General features: G+C 68.7%; 19 protein-coding genes and 1 tRNA gene. 6 read left to right on the top strand and 14 right to left on the bottom strand.

What is annotated here, in order from left to right; translation table 11 throughout:
* The first annotated feature begins 165 nt into the window (after positions 1-165).
* Positions 166-507 carry a c-type cytochrome gene (locus tag QTI17_RS18765; protein WP_286534926.1) on the top strand — a complete coding sequence of 114 codons (342 nt, stop codon included), beginning with the start codon at positions 166-168 and terminating at the stop codon, positions 505-507.
* A gap of 123 nt (positions 508-630) precedes the next feature.
* On the top strand, positions 631-1,503 hold the full coding sequence (locus QTI17_RS18770) for a lipase family protein (protein ID WP_286534927.1): 873 nt from the start codon (positions 631-633) through the stop codon (positions 1,501-1,503).
* A 19-nt stretch (positions 1,504-1,522) separates the two neighbouring features.
* Here the strand turns inward: QTI17_RS18770 and QTI17_RS18775 are convergent, their stop codons facing one another.
* The 14 genes from QTI17_RS18775 to QTI17_RS18840 form a co-directional block, all read right to left on the bottom strand.
* Positions 1,523-2,089 carry a cysteine dioxygenase family protein gene (locus QTI17_RS18775; protein WP_286534928.1) on the bottom strand — a complete coding sequence of 189 codons (567 nt, stop codon included), beginning with the start codon at positions 2,087-2,089 and terminating at the stop codon, positions 1,523-1,525.
* A 54-nt stretch (positions 2,090-2,143) separates the two neighbouring features.
* Complete coding sequence (locus tag QTI17_RS18780; protein ID WP_286534929.1) at positions 2,144-2,746, bottom strand: hypothetical protein; 603 nt, start codon at positions 2,744-2,746, stop codon at positions 2,144-2,146.
* A 96-nt stretch (positions 2,747-2,842) separates the two neighbouring features.
* Entirely contained in the window at positions 2,843-3,250 is a 408-nt protein-coding gene (locus QTI17_RS18785; RefSeq protein WP_286534930.1) for a hypothetical protein, read from the bottom strand.
* The gene (locus QTI17_RS18790; RefSeq protein WP_286534931.1) at positions 3,247-4,470 is read right to left on the bottom strand and encodes a formate dehydrogenase subunit gamma; all 1,224 of its coding nucleotides are present in this window, start codon (positions 4,468-4,470) and stop codon (positions 3,247-3,249) included. The genes QTI17_RS18785 and QTI17_RS18790 overlap by 4 nt, the downstream gene beginning before the upstream one ends.
* A 12-nt stretch (positions 4,471-4,482) precedes the next feature.
* Entirely contained in the window at positions 4,483-4,731 is a 249-nt protein-coding gene (locus QTI17_RS18795) for a hypothetical protein (protein ID WP_286534933.1), read from the bottom strand.
* Positions 4,728-5,348, bottom strand: a complete 621-nt coding sequence (gene fdh3B, locus QTI17_RS18800; protein ID WP_286534934.1) for a formate dehydrogenase FDH3 subunit beta — start codon at positions 5,346-5,348, stop codon at positions 4,728-4,730. The genes QTI17_RS18795 and fdh3B overlap by 4 nt, the downstream gene beginning before the upstream one ends.
* A 10-nt stretch (positions 5,349-5,358) precedes the next feature.
* A complete protein-coding gene (locus QTI17_RS18805; protein WP_286534935.1) occupies positions 5,359-8,337 on the bottom strand; it encodes a formate dehydrogenase subunit alpha in 2,979 nt (992 codons plus the stop codon).
* Positions 8,338-8,354: 17 nt separating this feature from the next.
* Positions 8,355-8,579 (bottom strand): formate dehydrogenase, encoded by a 225-nt coding sequence (locus tag QTI17_RS18810; RefSeq protein WP_286534936.1) that lies wholly within the window; start codon positions 8,577-8,579, stop codon positions 8,355-8,357.
* Positions 8,580-8,681: 102 nt separating this feature from the next.
* The gene (locus QTI17_RS18815; protein ID WP_286534937.1) at positions 8,682-9,299 is read right to left on the bottom strand and encodes a TorD/DmsD family molecular chaperone; all 618 of its coding nucleotides are present in this window, start codon (positions 9,297-9,299) and stop codon (positions 8,682-8,684) included.
* Positions 9,296-11,410, bottom strand: a complete 2,115-nt coding sequence (locus tag QTI17_RS18820; RefSeq protein ID WP_286534938.1) for a 4Fe-4S dicluster domain-containing protein — start codon at positions 11,408-11,410, stop codon at positions 9,296-9,298. Before QTI17_RS18820 ends, QTI17_RS18815 begins: the two co-directional genes overlap by 4 nt.
* Positions 11,334-11,930: a DUF3306 domain-containing protein gene (locus QTI17_RS18825; RefSeq protein WP_286534939.1), complete on the bottom strand. Its 597-nt coding sequence runs from the start codon at positions 11,928-11,930 to the stop codon at positions 11,334-11,336. Before QTI17_RS18825 ends, QTI17_RS18820 begins: the two co-directional genes overlap by 77 nt.
* Positions 11,923-12,513 carry a DUF3305 domain-containing protein gene (locus QTI17_RS18830; protein ID WP_286534940.1) on the bottom strand — a complete coding sequence of 197 codons (591 nt, stop codon included), beginning with the start codon at positions 12,511-12,513 and terminating at the stop codon, positions 11,923-11,925. Before QTI17_RS18830 ends, QTI17_RS18825 begins: the two co-directional genes overlap by 8 nt.
* A gap of 107 nt (positions 12,514-12,620) precedes the next feature.
* Positions 12,621-12,695 (bottom strand) — tRNA-Arg (locus QTI17_RS18835).
* Positions 12,696-12,732: 37 nt separating this feature from the next.
* A complete protein-coding gene (locus QTI17_RS18840) occupies positions 12,733-13,374 on the bottom strand; it encodes a TetR family transcriptional regulator (protein WP_286534941.1) in 642 nt (213 codons plus the stop codon).
* A gap of 165 nt (positions 13,375-13,539) precedes the next feature.
* On the opposite strand from QTI17_RS18840, the gene QTI17_RS18845 reads away from it, so the two are divergent.
* From QTI17_RS18845 to QTI17_RS18860, 4 genes are all read left to right on the top strand, one after another.
* Positions 13,540-14,793, top strand: a complete 1,254-nt coding sequence (locus tag QTI17_RS18845) for an efflux RND transporter periplasmic adaptor subunit (protein WP_286534942.1) — start codon at positions 13,540-13,542, stop codon at positions 14,791-14,793.
* A 13-nt stretch (positions 14,794-14,806) separates the two neighbouring features.
* Entirely contained in the window at positions 14,807-17,968 is a 3,162-nt protein-coding gene (locus QTI17_RS18850; RefSeq protein WP_286534943.1) for an efflux RND transporter permease subunit, read from the top strand.
* Positions 17,961-19,370 (top strand): efflux transporter outer membrane subunit, encoded by a 1,410-nt coding sequence (locus QTI17_RS18855; RefSeq protein WP_286534944.1) that lies wholly within the window; start codon positions 17,961-17,963, stop codon positions 19,368-19,370. The genes QTI17_RS18850 and QTI17_RS18855 overlap by 8 nt, the downstream gene beginning before the upstream one ends.
* Positions 19,371-19,470: 100 nt before the next feature.
* On the top strand, positions 19,471-20,085 hold the full coding sequence (locus QTI17_RS18860; protein WP_286534945.1) for a c-type cytochrome: 615 nt from the start codon (positions 19,471-19,473) through the stop codon (positions 20,083-20,085).
* Positions 20,086-20,122 lie beyond the last annotated feature (37 nt).

Genomic DNA, 20,122 nt, shown 5'->3' on the forward strand with positions numbered 1-20,122 from the left:
CTTCGACCGCGCCGACGCTCACAAAACTGCCAACCGCCTCATCCGACGACTTCAGCAAATCGGCTACGCCGTGCAGGTCACTCCGACTTAAGTGAGGACGTTTCATTTCAGAAAGTTCGGCCCTGCGCGTCCACCACTTCGAGTTGGGGCCGAGAATCCGAACCGATGCGCTTGACGATTATTCGAACCCTGGTGCTGTCGATCGGCGGGCTGGTGCAGTTCGCCGGCGCCGCGGCCGCAGCGCCGGCCGAACAGGCCCTGGCGCTGGCCCGGGCCAACGGCTGCATGGCCTGCCATGGCATGGTCCACAAGCAGGTCGGCCCCGGCTTCGCCCAGGTGGCCGCGCGCTACCGCGAGGACCCCGCCGCACCGGCGCGGCTGGCCGGCAGGATCCGCAACGGCAGCGTCGGCAACTGGGGCCGCGTCATCATGCCGCGCCAGTCCCAGGTCGACGAGGCGCAGGCCAGGCTGCTCGCCGACTGGGTGCTGTCTCAGCCGACGCCCTGACAAAAAGGCGACGCGCCCGCGCCTCCCACATATTGGGGAGGAACCGAAGCCCCGGGACCCTGCGCGCTTGCCGGCCGCAATCGGTCCATCACACAATGCCAGCCACACCATGGAGGCGAAGCGATGAGTAGCGGGGCCGATGCGAAGGTATCCATCGAATACGACGCATCCCCCGATGCACTGTTCCATCCAGAGAAGCGGCCCACGATGTTCGTCGGGCGCCCGGATGTCACATTGCCCGGACTGGCGGTCGAAGCAGCGCGCCTGGCCTACCTGCATGCCGAGTCGGATCCGGCCGAATCGCGCAGGCTGGCGGACGCGCTGCGCCTGGCGGGTTTCGCGGAACCTGCCCACTTCGCCGACCGGTCCACCGGGGCCTACGGCTACGCGTCGCTGCGGGCCGCAGACGGGCTGGCGATGATCGCCTTCCGCGGCACCCAGCCCGACGATCCGAAGGACCTGCTGGCCGACCTGGCCCTGCTGCCGACGCCCTGGGCCGGCGGCCACGTGCATTCGGGATTCGGCCGGGCGGCCGAATCGCTGGAGACGCAGGTGCTGCAATGGCTTTCGAACGGCGCCCCGCACCGCAGGCGGCTGCTGCTTTGCGGCCACAGCCTCGGGGCGGCCGTGGCGACGATATTCGCCGGCCTGATCGAACCGACCGACGTCATCACGATCGGCTCTCCGCGCGTCGGCGACATCGACTTCATCGATTCGCTGCCGGCGCGCGCCATGACGCGCATCGTCAACTGCGCCGACGTCGTGCCGACCTTGCCGCCCGGCATCACCTCCTACCACCATGTCGGCAGGCTGCTCTACATCGACAAGGACGGCGTGCTGCACGACAACCCGGAAACCCCGTTCGTGCTCAAGGACCGGCTCACGGGACAGGCCGCGCACGCCGCGCGCGTGCTCGCGCAGCCACGCCCGGATGCCCTTCCCGCCCGGGCCCTGACCGACCACTCGCCGGTCAACTATCTGCGCGCGTTCTTCTGATTCGCCACGCTCGCCGGCCTCAGCTCTCGTTGTGCGCGACCTGCACGCGGCGGCGCGTGCGTGCCGCGACGTCGTAGATGTTGAAGTCCTTCATCGTGCGCCCATACAGGTGCAGGCTGACGGCCTGGGCGCGCTCGACGGGAACGCCCGTGACATGGATGTGGTCGGGGTTCGGCACGAAACTCGTCACCGCGCCGCGCGTGAGCAGTTGGAGGCCGCCGCGCACCAGGTCGATGTCCTGATCGCCGCCCTCGGGCGAGACCCGCAGGTAGTTGCGCTCCTCGAGCACGCCTTCGACGATGCCGACCACGCCCCAGCTGCCGTGGTCGTGCACCGGTGTCCACTGGCCGGGGCGCCAGACCAGCGCATAGAGAGACAACCCGTGGTCGGGGTCGTCGCGGATCAGGTTGCGCGTGTAGCGGTCCGGGTCGCTGCGGTAGTGCTGCGGCTCCAGGAAGCTCTCGGCGTCCTCGATGAGGTCCAGCATCAGCGGTGCCAGCGCGAGTACGCGGTCGGCGGCGAGCGAATGCACGCGGCTGCGTGCCGCGGCTTCGGCGATGAAGCGGTCCAGGGCGGGCGAGGTCATGGGCGGATTATCGGGCGGGCGCGAGCGCAGCCCGACAAGCTCCGCCCCGCCGGCTCACTTCGCCGGTGCCGGCGTCACCCGCAGCGCCACGGATTCCGTGATGTTGGCCACCACCTGGTCGCCGACGTTCACGTCCTTCAGGGCCTTCGGATCGCGCACGTGGACGTCGACCAGCTGGCCGCTGGTGCCCCGCAGCGTGACGATGTTCTTCTTGCGATTGAGCGAGAAGACGTTGGCGACGATGGTGGTGCGGTTGACGGCCACGCCGCCCGGCCGCGCGCCCTTCTGGGCCACCGCGGCCGCATCGGTCTCGACCCGCTCGCGAATGCCGTCGCCGCCCTTCACCAGCGCCACGGCGACGCCGATGCGGTAGCTCAGGCGAACCCGGTCGCCGACCTTGACCTGCTCGAGATTGCGCACCGCCGGGTCGACCCGCAGGTCGTTGATGTTGCCCCTCGGGCCCTTGATCGAGACGATGCGGTTCGCGACATCCACGGCGGTGATCTCGCCGGTGACGGACAGCACCGCCGAGCCGCCCCGGGCGTCCTCGACCTCGATGCTCCGTCTCGGAGCCTCGGTCTGTGCGCTGGCGACGCCGGCGCAAAGAGTCAACGCGGCGCACGCCGCGAGCAATGCCTGTCTTTGGAGGTTTTTCATGTTGGACCTGCGTTGTGGAAGGAAGTCGAAGCGACCATACGCGGGCCGAGGCGGGCTGTCACTTGCACTTAGGTGCAGTGGCGGTCGTGGCGTGCCTCATTTCTTGGGGGCGGGATTGGTCTCGGCCGAGGTCTGGTTGGAGCTCGGCGGCGAAGCGGCGGTGGTTGCGGGCGAATGGGCGCCCGAGGCTTCGATCGGCTTCGCTTCCTCGGTCGGCGGCGCAAAGGCGAAGGGGCCCGGGTCGGTGCATGGCGGCGTCGGCGTGGCGACCGGCACCGGCTTGCCCGCGGCGACCAGTCCTTCGCGGACATGGTCCGCGACCCGCGTCTGCGCCTGGCAGAGCTGGTAGCTGTCGACCTTGGCGCTCCAGGCGGTCCTGGCCGCCGCCTCGGCCGCCTTGGCCTTGGCTTCGGGCGTGGCAGGCGGTGCGGGCAACCTGGCCAGCGCAGAGGATGCAAAAGCCAAGGCCAACGACAGGCCGCAAAGTTTCAGCGCGTTCTTCATGAGGGACTTCCTTCGACCCGGACGTTGGCGACTGGCGCATGCTCGCGTGCCTGCACGCTGCGCTGCGCCGGGATCTTGCCGGCCGCGATGTCGGCATACCAGAGCGGGTGATGTTCCTTGGCCCAGGTCTCGTCGACCGAGCCCTCGCGCATGGCGGAGTAGGCGCCCTTCATGCCCAGCGTGCCGATGTAGATGTGGCCCATGATCAGCGCCATCATGCACAGCGTCGCGACGGCGTGGATCATGTGCGCGACCTGCATCTCGCCGCGCGTGTAGACGAAGCCCGGCAGCAGCTTGTCGAGGAACAGCCCCGATCCGATGACCAGGCTGCCAAGCAGCATCACGCCACCCCAGAACACCAGTTTCTCGCCCGCGTTGAATCGATGCGAAGGCGGCTCCTTGCCCCCGAACAGGCCGCCCCCTCGCTTGAGCCACGTCCAGTCGTCCTTGCTGGGCCAGTTGCTGCGAATGAAGGTGAAGATCATGAAGATCGTCGTCACCACGAACAGCGGACCCACGAAGTTGTGCACGGTCTTGAGGACGTAGGCCAGCCAGCCGAACAAGGCCCCGCCCAGCACCGGCAGCAGGAAGAACTTGCCGAAGGCCATCACGATGCCCGAGATGGCCAGCACCACGAAGGCACCCGCGTTCGACCAGTGCGTGGCCCGCTCGAACGGGGTGAAGCGCTCGATCTTGCGGCCGGTCTCGCGGCCGTGCAGCCCTATCGGCCCGCGGGTGAAATAGAAGATCGCCAGCGCCAGCAAGGTCACGAAGAGCAGCGCGGCGCCGTAGGGAATGATCCAGTTGTTGCGCACCTGGCGCCAGGCTTCGCCGGCGTTGGTGTACAGCGAGCCCGGGTACTTCACGAAGCCCTGGATCAGGTTGCCGGCCTCCGGCGCTTCGCTGGCCGGCAGGCTGCTGAAGCCGGTCACGCCGCCGCTCACCTGGCGCCACATCGGCGCGTTGTTGCCCGGCTGGACCCGCTGGCGTTCGCCATTGGTCTGGTTGAGGTAGTTCGGGTCGGCGCTGGCTTCCGGCTTGACGTCGAAGATGTTCTGGCTGCGGATGCCGCCCGCGACCGGCGCGGCAGGCGCGACCGGCGCCGGTGTGGCGACTGCCGGCGCGGTGGCTGCGGCCGGCGGTTCCGGCGTCTGGGCATGGGCGGCGATGCTGCAACCCAGCACGGCGGCCATCGCCAGGGCGTTAAGCGCTTGTCTCATGCAACCTCCGGCTCAGTTGATCCGGTTGTATTCGTTCTGGTTCTGGGCGCGCGTCTTGAGGTGCTGCTCCCAGGACGACCGGTCGCCGATCTGCCAGCCGCTGGCGGTGAACGCCGTGCCGGTGTCGGGCTTGGTGCCGGTGCCGGTCCATGGGGCGGCATCCAGCCGCACGCCATGGGCGTTGGTCTGCGGCTTCTCGGTGCAGGCCGCCAGCAGCACCAGCGCCGAGACCAGCGCCACCGTTGCGGAAAGGCGCCTCATTTCGCGACCCCGTTGGTCGGCGTGCCGGCTGTCTGCGAGCCGTAGGCGGTGCCCCAGCCCCACACTTCGGCACCCTTGCCGCGATGGACCACGCGGGTGCGGAAGATGTCGGCGACCACGTCGCCGTCGCCCGCCAGCAGGGCCTTGGTCGAGCACATCTCGGCGCAGGCCGGCAGCTTGCCTTCGGCCAGGCGGTTGCGGCCGTACTTCTCGAACTCGGCCTGCGAGCCGTTTTCTTCCGGGCCGCCGGCGCAGAAGGTGCACTTGTCCATCTTGCCGCGGGCGCCGAAGGTGCCCTGCGACGGAAACTGCGGCGCGCCGAACGGGCAGGCGTACGAGCAATAGCCGCAGCCGATGCAGACATCCTTGTCGTGCAGCACCACGCCTTCTTCAGTGCGGTAGAAGCACTGGACCGGGCAGACCGCCATGCAGGGTGCGTCGGAGCAATGCATGCAGGCCACCGAGATCGAGCGCTCGCCGGGCACGCCGTCGTTGAGCGTCACGACGCGGCGGCGGTTCACGCCCCACGGCACCTCGTTCTCGTTCTTGCAGGCCGTGACGCAGCCGTTGCATTCGATGCAGCGTTCGGAATCGCAGACGAACTTCATTCTTGCCATACTGAGTCCTCTATGCCTTCTCGACGTTGCAGACCGTCGTCTTGGTTTCTTGCATCATCGTGACGCTGTCGTACCCGTAGGTGGTGCTGGTGTTGATCGCTTCGCCGCGCACGATCGGATGCGCGCCCGCCGGGTAGTAGGCCAGCATGTCGGCCCCCTGCCAGTGGCCGGAGAAGTGGAAAGGCATGAAGACCGTGTCAGGCCCGACGCGCTCGGTCACCAGGGCCTGCACGTTGAGCCGCGCCCCGGTGGGCGTGTGGACCCAGGCGCGCTCGCCGTTGCGGATGCCCTTCTCGGCCGCCACCCGCGGATGGATCTCGATGAACATCTGCTGCTGCAGCTCGGCCAGCCAGGGATTGGAACGCGTCTCCTCGCCGCCGCCCTCGTATTCGACCAGGCGGCCGGAGGTCATGATGAACGGGAACTTTTCCGCGATCTTGTCGGCGATGTTGCGCTGCTGAATACTCTTGTAGAGCGTGGGCAGACGCCAGAAGGCCATCTTGTCGTCGTGCGTGGGGTACTTCACCGCCAGGTCCGGCCGGGTCCCGTAGAGCGGCTCGCGGTGCTGCGGGATCGCATCGGGGAAGTTCCACACCACGGCGCGCGCCTTCGCGTTGCCGAAGGGATGGCAGCCGTGGTTCTGCATGAACACGCGGATCATGCCGCCCGAACTGTCGGTCTTCCAGTTCTTGCCGTCGGCCTTGGCCTTTTCGGCCTCGGTGAGCTCGTCCCACCAGCCGAGCTTCTTGAGCAGCAGGTGGTCGAGTTCGGGGTAGCCGGTCGTGATGGCAGCGCCGAGCGAATGGGAGCCGTCTTCGGCCAGCAGGTTCTTGCCGTTGCGCTCGACGCCGAAGTTGGCGCGGAAGTTGCCGCCGCCGTCCATGACGTGCTTGGAGGTGTCGTACAGGTTCGGCGAGCCGGGGTGCTTCAACGCGGGCGTGCCGTAGCAGGGCCAGGGCAGGCCGTAGTAGTCGCCCGCGATGTCGTAGCCGTTGACCTTGTCCTTGACCGAGCCCTTCGCCTTGAGCGTTCGGACGTCGAAGGCGGCCATGTTGCGCATGTGGGCCTGCAGCCGTTCGGGGCTCTGGCCGGTGTAGCCGACCGCCCAGCAGCACTTGTTGATCTCGCGCAGGATGTCGTCGGGCACGGGCTCGTCCATGCCCTTGACCTGCTGCATCTTGTAGTTCTTGCTGAGCTCCTTGCCGAAGCCGAGCCGGTCGGCGAACTGCTGCATGATCATGTGGTCGCTGCGGCTTTCCCACAGCGGCTCGATCACCTTCTCGCGCCACTGGAGCGAGCGGTTGGAGGCCGTCACCGAGCCGCTGGTCTCGAACTGGGTGCAGGCCGGCAGCAGGTAGACCGCGCGGTTGGGATTGAGGTCTTCGGCCCGGCCGGGCATGGCGGCCATGGCCGCGGTGGCCGACGGATACGGATCGACCACCACCAGCAGGTCGAGCTTGTCCATCGCCCGCTTCATCTCGAGGCCGCGGGTCTGCGAGTTGGGCGCGTGGCCCCAATAGACGACGCCGCGCAGGTTCGAGTCCTGGTCGATCAGCTCGTTCTTCTCGAGCACGCCGTCGATCCAGCGCGACACGGTGATGCCGGGCTTGCTCATCATCGCGGGCGAGGCGAAGCGGCTCTTGATCCAGTCGAAATCCACGCCCCAGGTGGCGGCGAAGTGCTTCCATGATCCTTCGACCAGGCCGTAGTAGCCGGGCAGCGAATCGGGGTTCGGGCCCACGTCGGTGGCGCCCTGCACGTTGTCGTGGCCGCGGAAGATGTTGGTGCCGCCGCCCGCCGTGCCGACATTGCCCAGCGCCAGCTGCAGGATGCAGGAGGCACGCACGATCGCGTTGCCGATCGTGTGCTGCGTCTGGCCCATGCACCAGACGATGGTGCCCGGACGGTTCTCGTTGAGCCAGGTCGCGACCTTGAGCACCTGCGCCTCGTTGACGCCGCAGGCCTCCTCGACCTTGTCGGGCGTCCACTTGGCCATGACCTCCGCGCGCACCTCGTCCATGCCGAAGACGCGGTCGTTGATGTACTTCTTGTCTTCCCAGCCGTTCTTGAAGATGTGGTGCAGCACACCGAAGAGGAAGGGAATGTCGGAGCCCGAGCGGATCCGCACGTACTCGTCGGCCTTGGCCGCGGTGCGCGTGAAGCGCGGATCGACCACGATCATCTTGCAGCCGTTTTCCTTGGCATGCAGCATGTGCAGCATGCTCACCGGATGGGCCTCGGCCGCATTCGAACCGATGTACAGCGCCACCTTGGCATTGCGCATGTCGTTGTACGAATTGGTCATGGCGCCGTAGCCCCATGTGTTCGCCACGCCCGCGACCGTGGTCGAGTGGCAGATGCGCGCCTGGTGGTCGCAGTTGTTGCTGCCGAAGAAGCTCACGAACTTGCGCAGCAGGTAGGCCTGCTCGTTGCTGTGCTTGCTGGAGCCGATCCAGTAGACCGAATCGGGGCCGCTGGCCTTCGAGAGATCCTTGAGCTTGGCGGTGATCTCGTCGAGCGCCGTGTCCCAGCTGATGCGCTCGTACTTGCCGTTCACCAGCTTCATCGGATAGCGCAGGCGGTATTCGCCGTGGCCGTGCTCGCGCAGGGCGGCGCCCTTGGCGCAGTGCGCGCCCAGGTTGATCGGCGAGTCGAACACCGGTTCCTGGCGGACCCAGACGCCGTTCTCGACCACGGCGTCGGAGGCGCAGCCGACCGAGCAGTGCGAGCAGATGGTGCGCCGGACCTCGACCTTGCCCGCACCCACCGCGGTCGGACGGCCTTCGGCGGCATTGGCCTTGCGCAGCAACGTGAGCTGGCCGGCCGCCAGGCCGGCGCCGACGCCCAGGCCCGATCGGCGCAGGAAGGCGCGCCGGTCCATGGTCGGCAGCGCGCTCGAGAGGCCGCGCCGCAAGCTGTGGACAAGGGACGACGAGGAAGAAGCGGCGCCGCCATGCGGGGCGCCGGTCGATTTTTTGGTCAGTAGCATCGCAGGTGCCTTCGTGCTCAGGCGGACGTGGTCTTGTAGTAGCGCTTGACGTGTTCGCTCAGCGAGTAGCCGCCGCCCTTCGCGGGCGGTGGCGGGAGCTCGGGCGCCGCCGTGGCGTCGGGCGCCGGGGCGACCCCGGGCAGCACGGCGACCGCCGCGGCGGCGGCGCCGACCGTGGCGGCGCCGAAAAAGAATCCCCTTCGCGACGCCCGCTGAGGGGCGGCGTTTTGGCTGTCCTGCATGTCAACTCCAGGAGTGGCTGGGCGAACCCACATATAAAACCAGTTGCGTACGTTTGGATACTAGTCCTGACCCTAATAGGTCGTCGTCAATGTCCTTCGATCTCAGTCCAGCATGTCGAAGCCCTGGCGTTCGACCTCCGCGAAGGCCGAGGTCAGGCCGGCCAGGGCGGCGTAGAAGCGCGCCTTGGGGTGCTGCGCCACGGCGTCGCACATGGCCGGCAGCCATGGCTGCACATGGGTCGAAAAGAAGGCCTGCTGGGCCGGGAGGTTCGAGACCTCGATGTCTTCTCCGGCGATCAGGTAGCGCATGACCTCGAAGAGACAGGCAATGTGGTCCTCGGTCTCGGGCATCGATTCGTCGCGCGCGAGGCCGATCCGCTCGAGATCGCGGCGCAGGTGCACCAGCGGCTTGTCGTTGAGGAATCCGCTCAGGTAGTGCGAGCCGAACAGATAGACCTCCGGCTTGCCGATCCCGCCGAAGAGCGCGTCGTATTCGTTGCGAAGCGCCGCCGCGTCGGTGTCGCGTGACGCGCCCACCAGGGTGCGCCACGGCTCCTCCAGGAACGCGCCCGCGGCCGGCGCTTCGGTCGGTGCGACCTGGACGGCCTCGAGCAGTTCGGCATCGGGTGCGGCGTACCAGAGGCGCGCCAGCAGTCCGTAGAGTTCCGCGCGGGCGATCTCTTCGTCGAGTGCCGAGGAGGCGGGGAAGCTTTGGCTCATAGGTCTGTGATCTTCATTTCGCCCTGCGCGCTGTACAGATCGATCACCCGGCAGTCGCTGCACATCTTGAGCCGTTCCAGGGCCTCGCCCTGGAACATGGCATGGCCGGCCAGCTTGCCGAGCATCGCTTCGATGGCCTTCTGGGTGCCGAAGGGCTTCGCGCAGCGGATGCACGACCAGGGCCTGGCCTCGTTGAGCACCACCGGCTGCTTGCGCTCGGGCGCCACCAGGAACCGCGGCACCAGCGAGATCGCGCGCTCGGGACAGGTCGTTTCGCACAGCCCGCACTGGACGCAGTTCTTCTCGATGAAGCGAAGCTGCGGCGCGTTCTGGTTATCCTGGAGTGCGCCCGCCGGGCAGGCGCCGACGCAGGCCAGGCACAAGGTGCACTTGTCCTTGTCGACTGCGACGGTGCCGAAGGGCGCGCCTGGCGGCAACGGGATGGCGATCGGCGTGTCGGGCTGCGCCTTCAGCGCCGGCGCGGCCTCCGTCAGGTGATCGAGCGCGAGTTCGAGCGTGCTGCGCTTGTCGCCGCCGACCGCGAACCGGGCGACCTTGTCGGGCACCTGCGGCCGGGTGTCGCGCAGTGCGCCGAGCGCGCCGTCGAGCGCGGCGACCGACGCCGCTTCGACGATGCGGAAGTGAGTGCCCGTGTAGCCCAGCCCGTGCAGCAGCGACTGGGCAAGCGCCGCCTGTGTCTGGAGTGCGGCGCGGTACTGCGGCGCTTCCTCGCCGGTGACGAGCACGCACACCTGCGACGCGCCGAACGCCACGGCGCTCAGCCACAGGTCGATGCCGGTGCTTGCCGCGTGGAAGAGCCCGACCGGGATCACGTTCGCCGGCACGCCCTGCGCCTTGCCGAGCTGCGCCTGCCGCCCCAGCTGCGCCACCAGCGCCTGGCCGCCCTCCTCGCTGTGCAGCAGGAGCACCGCGTCGCGTCCACCCGCACCCGCATAGGTGGACAGCAGCGTCCGCAGCTTGAGCCCCTGGTCGGGGGCGCGCGGATAGGCATAGCCCAGCGCGCCCGTCGGGCACACGGTCGTGCAGGCGCCGCAGCCGACGCAGAGATGGGGATTGACGACGATGCGCTGGCGTTCCTTGGCGCTGCTCACGGCGTGGGCCGAGCAGACGTCGATGCAGGCGCTGCAGCCGACCACCTCGTTGCGGCTGTGGGCGCAGAGCTTCTGGTTGTAGTCGAAGAACTTCGGCTTCTCGAATTCGCCGTCCATGTCGCGCAGCCGCAGCAGGGTCTGCGGGCCCTGGGGAGGCGCCACGCCGCCCGGCAGGTGGAAATAGCCCTGCGGCGGCGCATGCCAATCGATCTGGGGCGCAGCGCCGAGATCGAGCACGAGGTCGAAGTCGCCGTCGAACGCTTCCGGCGGCCGGTCGAAGCGGATCGCACCGGCCGCGGTGCAGGCGCGCTCGCAATCACGGTGCGCGCTGCACTTGGCCATGTCGATCTGGTAGTCCAGGCCGATGGCCTGTTCGGGACACGCGGCCACGCAGGCGTTGCAGCGGGTGCAGAGGTCGAGGTCGATCGGGTTGTCGCGAGTCCACTGCAGCCGGAACGCGCCGAGCCAGCCCGCCAGCGAATCGATGCGCCCGGCGAGCACGGGCCAGCGCCGCTCCTGCGCACCGCCGGCCGCGCCCGCGCCTTGCGAGAAGATCGTCACGTCGAGGGAATCGGCGACCAGCGCCGCCGCCTTCTCGGCCTCGTCCAGCGGACCGACGATCAGCAGGCGGCCCTGGCTGACATAGCGCACGGTCGAGACCGGATCGGGCTCGGGCAGCCGGGCGGCGGCGAGGAGGGCAGCGATTTTCGGCATCGCGCTCCTGGCGTCGCGGCTCCAGCCGCCGGTTTCGCGGATGTTGACGAAGCGGATCGGCGACGTGGCCGCCGGCACCTGCGCCGCCAGCTCCGCGAAAAGCCGCTTCTCCTGGGTGCAGGCGACCACCACCTCGTCGCCGGATTGGACGGCTCGCTGGAACGATGCCGCCTCGCGGCGGCAGAGCGAGGAATGAAGGGGGAGTGACTCAGCCAGGGCCGTCCCGAGCGTCTTCGGCTCGAGCGGCATCGTCTTGTTGCAGTCGCAGATCAGCGTGGTGGTCATCGGCATCTTGGCTGGCGGGTTGCGCATCGGCAACCGGCTGGCTGGAAAGGTCCCCTGGATCGCTCGACTGTGCCACGTCTGGCGATCCATCGTCGCGGGATGTCTGCTCGGGCTCTTCGTCGAAGAGGTTCAGAAATTTCGCACTTGCCATCTGGCGCAGCACGCTGTCGGGCAGGGGAGTCGGCTTGGAATAGTCGTCGACGTAGGTGTCCAGGCCGTCCATCACGTTGAAGTGGGGGTCGGCGAACAGCTTCTTGAAGGCAGCGTTCTTGACTTCGGGCGCCACCTCCCGGGCGACGAACGGCCTGAAGTCGGACTCGATGGTGAGCGCCTGCGCGTCCGCCAGCGTGAGCGGCGGCGGTTCGGGCGCGGGATCGGCAGGCGTCGTGCTCGCTTCGAGCGTCGCAGGCGGGGTGTCCTGCGGTGGCGCCGGCGGTGTCGGCGGCTGCTCGTCCGGCACCTGGCCGGCGCGCTCGGCCTGCTTGCGGCGCGACCACCGGCCCAGAAATCCCTCAGACATCGCCGGCTCCCGGTCCGCGCTTCTTTTCGGTCGTCACGCTGGCCGCGTTGCCGAAGCGATCGACCAGCGGCCGGAAGCTCTCGGGCCGCCGGCGGCGCTTGGGCTCGATCACGTAGTGCGCATCCACGAAGTCGCGCACCCAGTCGATCACCTCGGGCGGGGCCGGCACCTGTTCGACGGTCTCCTGCGCATCCAGCCAGCGGCCGGCCTCGTAGTAGCTGAGCGTCACGACGACCGGGCGCGGGATCGGCTCGGGGCCGAGCGTCGCCTCCTCGTCCATGCGCCAGAGCACGAACCAGCAGGGCGCCGGGGTGGTCGCGTTCAGGTGGTAGCCCTCGGCTTCGTCGCGGAACAGCTCGACCTTGTAGCCGGGATGGAGCCATCGCTGCGCGCCGTCGTCGTCGTGCAGCAGCCGGGGCCCGGCGCCGAAGCCTGGCGCGTCGGGGATCACGCTGTCGAGCGTCCAGCGCCAGGGCTGCCAGTGGCTCGACGGGCCGTGCAGGCGCTCGCGGCGCATCACGACCGCGACGTCGAGCGTCGGGCGGCCGACGGTGCCAGGCGCAGGGAACTCGGAGGAAGACATGTACCGCACGATAGCGGATCGCCCTGCGCCTTGGAGAAGCACCGCATCGATCAGGGCCGCAGATGTGAAAAGGCCGGAAGCAATTGGGATGCTTCCGGCCTCAAATTTGGTCCCGCCGCCAGGAATCGAACCTGGATCTCAGCCTTCGGAGGGCCGAATTCTATCCGTTGAAATACAGCGAGAGGGGCTTCCGAAACATCGGAAGCTCTCTATTATCGCCTATCGGACGGCGCCCGGCACATTGGGGGGAAATCCGAGGCCCGTGAGGTAAACCCGGAAGGCTTGGCGCCCCGTTTCCACGAGGTCGAAAGCGGACGGGTCCAGCAGCCAGTTCTGGATCAGCCCGCTGATCAGCGCATGCAGGCCCTGGGCCGCCGCCGGCGCCGGGATCGGCAGCCGCCTGCGGGTGCGGCGGGCGTCGGCCACCATGGCCTTCTCGAACTCGGTCACGCAGCCGTTGCGCGCCGACAGGTGGCGCTGCTGCACCGACTCCATGTCGTGGGTGTACTCGACCTTGTGGGTGGCGATGTCGAACACCCGGCGCACCTGCATGTCGCTGGTCATGAGCTTCAGCGCCTCGACCATCTGGTGCTCGACCTCGCCCATGGGCTCGGCGCCGCTGCCGGCGGAGGCCCGGGCCACCTCGGCCTCGAGCGGCAGCGTGACGCGGTCCATCATGGCGTTGAAAAGCGCCGCCTTGTCCTTGAAGTGCCAATAGATCGCGCCGCGGGTCGCGCCGGCCTGGTGCGCAATTTGCTGCAGTGAAGTCTGCGACACGCCCTGGGCCTGGAACAGGACCTCCGCCGCGTCGAGCAGGCGGTTGCGCGTCTCCTGGGCCTCTTCCTTGGTTCGTCTGACCATTTTTCAGAGACTCCCTTCTTAAAATCCACCGGCTGGGAAAGGTGACACTATACATTCATGAATGTATGTAAGATAGAGCCCTTTCCCCGATAGTCAAGATCGCCCCGTTGCTCTAGGCACCCGCGCGGTCGCGCCAATCTCCCGTCCCTCCTTCAAAGGAATCACATGCCCGACTTGCATGTCTCGCGCCATTCGTTGTTCTCGCCGCGCCGCCCCGCCACCATTGCCGCCGCCGCCGTCATGCTGCTCGCGCTGACCGCCTGCGGCAAGGGAGAAGCCCCGAAGGCCGCGGGTGGCGGCGGCCATCCGGCACCCGAGGTGGGCGTGGTGGTCGCGACCCCGACCAACGTCGGGCTGGTGACCGAACTGCCGGGCCGGCTCGAGTCCACCCGGGTGGCCGAGGTGCGCGCCCGCGCCGCCGGCATCCTAATGCAGCGTGTGTTCCAGGAAGGCAGCGACGTGAAGGCCGGCCAGGTGCTCTACCGCATCGACCCCGCCCCCTACGCCGCCGCGGCGGCGAGCGCCGAGGCCAGCCTGGCGCGCGCCGAAGCCAATGCGGTGCAGGCCCGGGCCCTGGCCGAGCGCTACAAGCCGCTGGTCGCGGCCAACGCGGTCAGCAAGCAGGAATACCAGAACGCGGTCGCCGCGGCCAAGACCGCCGAAGCCGACATCGCGGTCGGCCGCGCCGCGCTGCAGACCGCCAAGATCAACCTCGGCTATGCGACCGTGACGGCCCCGATCTCGGGCCGCATCGGCCGCTCGCTCGTGACCGAAGGCGCACTGGTGGGCCAGGGCGACGCCACGGCGCTGGCAGTGATCCAGCAGATCGACCCGCTGTATGTGAACTTCACGCAGTCGGCCACCGAGGTGCTGCGGCTGCGCCGCGCGCTGCAGGACGGCCAGTTCAAGCGCGCCGGCGGCGAGGCCGCCAGCGTGCGCATCGCGCTCGAGGACGGCACCGAATACGCGCACCCGGGCCGGCTGCTGTTCTCCGACCTGACGGTCGACCAGACCACCGGCCAGGTCACGCTGCGCGCCGAAGTGCCGAACCCGAAGGGCGACCTGCTGCCAGGCCTGTACGTGCGCGTGCGCATCGAGCAGGCCCAGGCCACCAACGCGATCACGGTGCCGCAGCAGGCGGTCACGCGCACCCAGCAGGGCGACACCCTCACGGTGGTGGGCGCCGACGGCAAGCTGAGCAAGCGCACGGTGAAGATCAGCGCCGCCCAGAACAACCAGTGGGTGGTGCTCGACGGCCTGAAGGCCGGCGAGCAGGTGATGGTCGACGGCTTCCAGAAGCTGCAGATGATGCCGCCCGGCACGCCCGTGAAGGCGGTGCCGTGGACCGGGCCGCAGGGCGCCACCGCCCCGGCGCCGGCTGCTTCCGCTGCGGCCGCCCCGGCTGCGGCCGCGAAGTAAGGAGCCCGCCCGCATGGCCAAGTTCTTCATCGACCGTCCGATCTTCGCGTGGGTGATCGCACTGTTCATCCTCGTGGTGGGCGGTGTGGCGATCACGCAATTGCCGATCGCCCAGTACCCGCCGGTGGCCCCGCCGGCCATCGTCATCAACGCCGCCTACCCCGGTGCTTCCGCCCAGACGCTCGAGGACAGCGTGCTGTCGGTCATCGAGCGCGAGATGAACGGCTCGCCCGGCATGATCTACATGGAGTCGGTGGCGCAGGCCGACGGCACCGGCGCCATCACGATCAGCTTCGCGCCCGGCACCGACGCCGACCTGGCGCAGGTGGACGTGCAGAACCGGCTCTCGCGCGCCACCCCGCGGCTGCCCGCGGCGGTGACGCAGCAGGGGGTGCGGGTCGACAAGTCGCGCTCCAACTTCCTGCTGTTCACGATTCTTTCATCCGACAACCCGGCCTTCGACCCGATCGCGCTGGGCGACTACGCCTCGCGCAATGTCGTGCCCGAACTGCAGCGCGTCAAGGGCATCGGCCAGGCGCAGCTGTTCGGCACCGAGCGGGCCATGCGGGTCTGGATCGACCCGGCGAAGCTGCAGGGCTTCAACCTGTCGTCGAGCGACGTCACCAACGCCATCAAGGGGCAGAACGCGCAAGTGGCCTCGGGCACCATCGGTGACCTGCCGAACGTGGCCGGCCAGGCGATCGCGGCCACGGTGGTGGTCAACGGCCAGCTCACCAATGTCGAGCAGTTCCGCAACATCGTGCTGCGCGCCAACACCGACGGCTCGGCCGTGCGGCTGCGCGACGTCGCCCGCATCGAGCTCGGCGGCCAGGCCTATTCGACCTCGGCGCGCCTGAACGGCGAGCCTGCGGTCGGTATCGGCGTGCAGCTGGCGCCCAGCGGCAACGCGCTCGAATCGGCCAAGCTGGTGCGCGCCAAGATGGAGGAGCTGTCGCGCTTCTTCCCGCAGGGCGTGAAGTGGGAGATCCCGTACGACAGCTCGCGCTTCGTCAAGATCTCGATCTCGCAGGTGGCCGAGACGCTGGTCGAGGCCGTGGTGCTGGTGTTCCTGGTGATGTTCCTGTTCCTGCAGAACTGGCGCTACACCATCATCCCGACCATCGTGGTGCCGATCGCGCTGCTGGGCACCTTCGGTGTGCTGCTCGCGCTGGGCTTCTCGATCAACGTGCTGACGATGTTCGGCATGGTGCTGGTGATCGGCATCGTGGTGGACGACGCCATCGTGGTGGTCGAGAACGTCGAGCGCATCATGAGCGAGGAAGGGCTGCCGCCACTGGAGGCCACGCGCAAGGCGATGAAGCAGATCTCGGGCGCCATCATCGGCGTCACCGTGGTGCTGATCTCGGTGTTCGTGCCGCTGGCCTTCTTCGCCGGCTCGACCGGCAACATCTACCGCCAGTTCTCGGCCGTGATGGTGGCGTCGATCGGCTTCTCGGCCTTCATGGCGCTGTCGCTCACGCCGGCGCTCTGCGCGACCTTGCTGAAGCCGGTCGAAGCCGGCCACCACCACGAGAAGACCGGCTTCTTCGGCTGGTTCAACCGCGGCTTCTCGCGCACCGCCAAGGGCTACGAAGGCCTGGTGGCGCGCATCCTGCGCCGCGCCTTGCGCTACCTGGTGATCTACGCGGCCATCATCGGCGTCGTGGTGATCGCCTACCTGCGGGTGCCGACCTCCTTCCTGCCGCAGGAAGACCAGGGCAACATCATCGTCAACGTGCAGCTGCCGCCGGGCGCGACCCAGGAGCGCACGCTCGACGTCATGAAGCAGGTCGAGGGCTTCATCCTCAAGCAGCCCGAAGTGCAGAGCATGGTGGGCGTGATGGGCTTCAGCTTCTCGGGCCAGGGCCAGAACGCCGGCCTCGCCTTCGTGACGCTCAAGGACTGGAAGGAACGCAAGGGCGAGGGCGAATCCGCCTCGGCCCTGGCAGGCCGTGCCTTCGGTGCGCTGTCGGGCGTCCGCGATGCCTTCATCTACCCGCTGAGCCCGCCGCCGATCCCCGAACTGGGCAATGCCAGCGGCGTGACCTTCCGCCTGCAGGACCGCTCCGGCGCGGGTCACGAGGCGCTGGTCAACGCCCGCAACCAGCTGCTGGGCATGGCGTCGCAGAGCAAGATCCTGACGCAGACCCGGCCCGACGGCCTCGAGGACGCACCGCAGCTGCAGATCGACATCGACCGCGACAAGGCCAATGCGCTGGGCGTGACCTTCGATGCGATCAACGCGACGCTGTCGACCGCGCTCGGCTCGAGCTATGTCAACGACTTCCCGAACCAGAGCCGCCTGCAGCGCGTGGTGGTGCAGGCCGACGCCCCGGCGCGGATGCAGCCCGAGGACCTGCTCAAGCTGAACGCGGCCAATGCGCAGGGCAAGCCGGTGCCGCTGTCGGCCTTCGCGACCACGCGCTGGATCACCGGCGCGCAGCAGACCGTGCGCTACAACGGCTATCCCGCGATGCGCATCAGCGCCGACGCGGCGCCGGGCTACAGCACCGGCGCGGCGATGGCCGAGATGGAGCGGCTTGCCGCCCAGCTGCCGCCCGGCTTCGGCTACGAATGGACCGGCCAGTCGCGGGAAGAAAAGCTCGCCGGCTCGCAGGCCATCATCCTGTACGGCTTCGCGATCCTGGCGGTGTTCCTGTGCCTCGCGGCGCTCTACGAGAGCTGGTCGATCCCGCTGGCGGTGATCCTGGTGGTGCCGCTGGGCGTGCTGGGCGTGCTGCTGGCGACGATGCTGCGGGCCTACTCCAACGACGTGTACTTCCAGGTCGGGCTGATCACCATCATCGGCTTGTCGGCGAAGAACGCGATCCTGATCATCGAGTTCGCCAAGGACCTGCAGGCGCAGGGCAAGGGCGTCGTCGAATCGGCGCTGGCGGCCGCACACCTGCGGTTCCGGCCGATCATCATGACCTCGCTGGCCTTCGGCCTGGGCGTGATGCCGCTGGCCTTCGCCACCGGCGCCGGCTCGGCGAGCCAGCGCGCGATCGGCACCGGGGTGCTCGGCGGCATGATCACCGGCACCACCCTCGCGGTGTTCTTCGTGCCGGTGTTCTTCGTGGTGGTGCGCGGATTCTTCAAGGGCAGCGCCCGACAGCACGAGGCCGACAAGCGGCACGCCCAGGCCGCCGGCATCGAGGAAGAAAAACATGACTAAGCGATTCATCACCACCGCGCTGGCAGGCGCCGCCGCCCTGATGCTGGCGGGCTGCTCGCTGATCCCGACCTACGAGCGCCCGGCGGCCCCGGTGCCGGCCACCTTCCCGAACGCGGCGGCGGCGCCGACCGCGCCCGGCCAGCCGCTGGCCGCGACCGTGGCCTGGCAGGACTACTTCACCGACCCGCGGCTGCAGCAGCTGATCCACCTCGCGCTCACGAACAACCGCGACCTGCAGGTGTCGATCCTCAACATCGAGCAGGCGCGGGCGCAGTTCCAGATCACGCGCGCGGCGCTGTACCCGGCGCTCAACGCCAGCGCGAGCGGCACGCGCCAGCGTCCGTCGCTGGTCGGCGACGGCGTGAGCTCCGTCTATTCGGTGGGCCTGGGCGTGACGGCCTGGGAGCTCGATTTCTTCGGCCGCGTGGCGAGCCTGAAGGATGCCGCGCTGGCCCAGTACCTGGCGACCGAGGAAGCCCGCAAGGCGACCCAGATCAGCCTGATCGCCTCCGTGGCCAACGGCTGGCTGGCGGTGCTCGGCGACGACGAGGCGCTCGAGATCACGCGCCGCACCATGGTCACGCGCGACGACTCGCTCAAGCTGACCAAGCTGCGCTTCGACAACGGCGTGGCTTCCGAGATCGACTACCGCTTCGCCGAGGCGCAAGCCGAGACCGCGCGCGCCACCTACGCCCAGCAGCAGCGGCTGCGGCTGCAGGACGAGAACGCGCTGGCACTGCTGCTCGGTGCCCCGGTGCCGCCGGAGACCATCGTCGGCGCCGCCGAGGGACTGCAGGCGCTGGCGCCGATGCCCGAGGTGCCGGCGGGCCTGCCGTCCGACCTGCTGGTCGAGCGGCCCGACATCCGTGCCGCCGAGCAGCAGCTGATCGCGGCCAACGCCAACATCGGTGCCGCGCGCGCCGCCTTCTTCCCGCGGGTCACGCTGACCACCTCGATCGGCACCACGAGCTCGGAGTTCTCCAACCTGTTCAGCAGCGGCACGAAGGCCTGGGCCTTCGCGCCGCAGATAACGCTGCCGATCTTCAACGCCGGCGCCAACCAGGCCAACCTGGACTCGGCCCGCGCCGGACAGAAGATCGCGGTGGCGCAGTACGAGAAGTCGATCCAGTCGGCTTTCCGCGAGGTCGCCGACGCGCTGGCCGGCCGCGCCACCTACGACGAGGAACTGCGCGCGCTGGTGGCCCAGTCCAAGGCCGAGGAAGCCCGCTTCCAGCTGTCGGACATGCGCTATCGCGGTGGCGTCGCCAGTGGGCTCGACCTGCTGGATGCCCAGCGTTCGCTGTTCACCTCTCAGCTCGCGACCGCTCAGATCCGGCAGCAGCGCCTGCAGAACCAGGTCGTGCTCTACAAGACCCTGGGTGGCGGCTGGGCCACCCGGTAGGGCCGCGGGACGCCCCGGGTCCGGCCTGAGGCGGCCGGGTCCGGGGGCCTCTCTATAATCCGCCGTTGATCCGAATAAAGCCCCCGATACTGAGGACGCAATGAGCGACGACCCGCACTACCAGGCCACAGAAGAAGCCCACACCGGCCCGATCAAGAATCCGAAGCAACTGCTGCTCGCGGTCTTTTTCTCCTTCATCGCTCCCATCCTGATCATCGTCGGCCTCGTGTCGTTCGTCGTCTCGGGCACCCATCCCTCGGGTTCGGCGCAAGGCGACAGCATGTCGCTGTACGGCGTCTCCAAGGACACCCGCGACCGCGACATCGCCGACCGCCTGAAGAAGGTCGGCTCGATCGAGATCCGCGACGCCAACCGGCCGCTGGCCACCGGCGAGGCCGTGTTCAAGGCCCAGTGCGTGGCCTGCCACGGTGCGCCGGGCATCCCGGGCGCGCCGCACTACGGCGACGCCGCAGCCTGGGGCCCGCGCATCGGCCAGGGCTACGCCACGCTGGTCGAGCACGCGCTCAAGGGCAAGGGCGCGATGCCGGCCCAGGGCGGCGGCGACTTCGACGACATCGAGATCGGTCGCGCGGTGGTCTACATGGCCAACGCGGGCGGCGCCACCTTCCCGGTGCCCGACCGTCCGGCCGCGGCCCCGGCGGCCGAGGGCGCAGCCCCGGCCGATGCGGCCCCCGCGGTGGCCAGCGGCAAGTAAGCCGCCGCGACCCGACCCAAAGCCCGCGCGATGCGGG

This window comes from Variovorax sp. J31P179 (assembly GCF_030316985.1).
In the GTDB taxonomy this organism is placed as follows: Bacteria; Pseudomonadota; Gammaproteobacteria; order Burkholderiales; family Burkholderiaceae_C; genus Variovorax; species Variovorax ginsengisoli_B.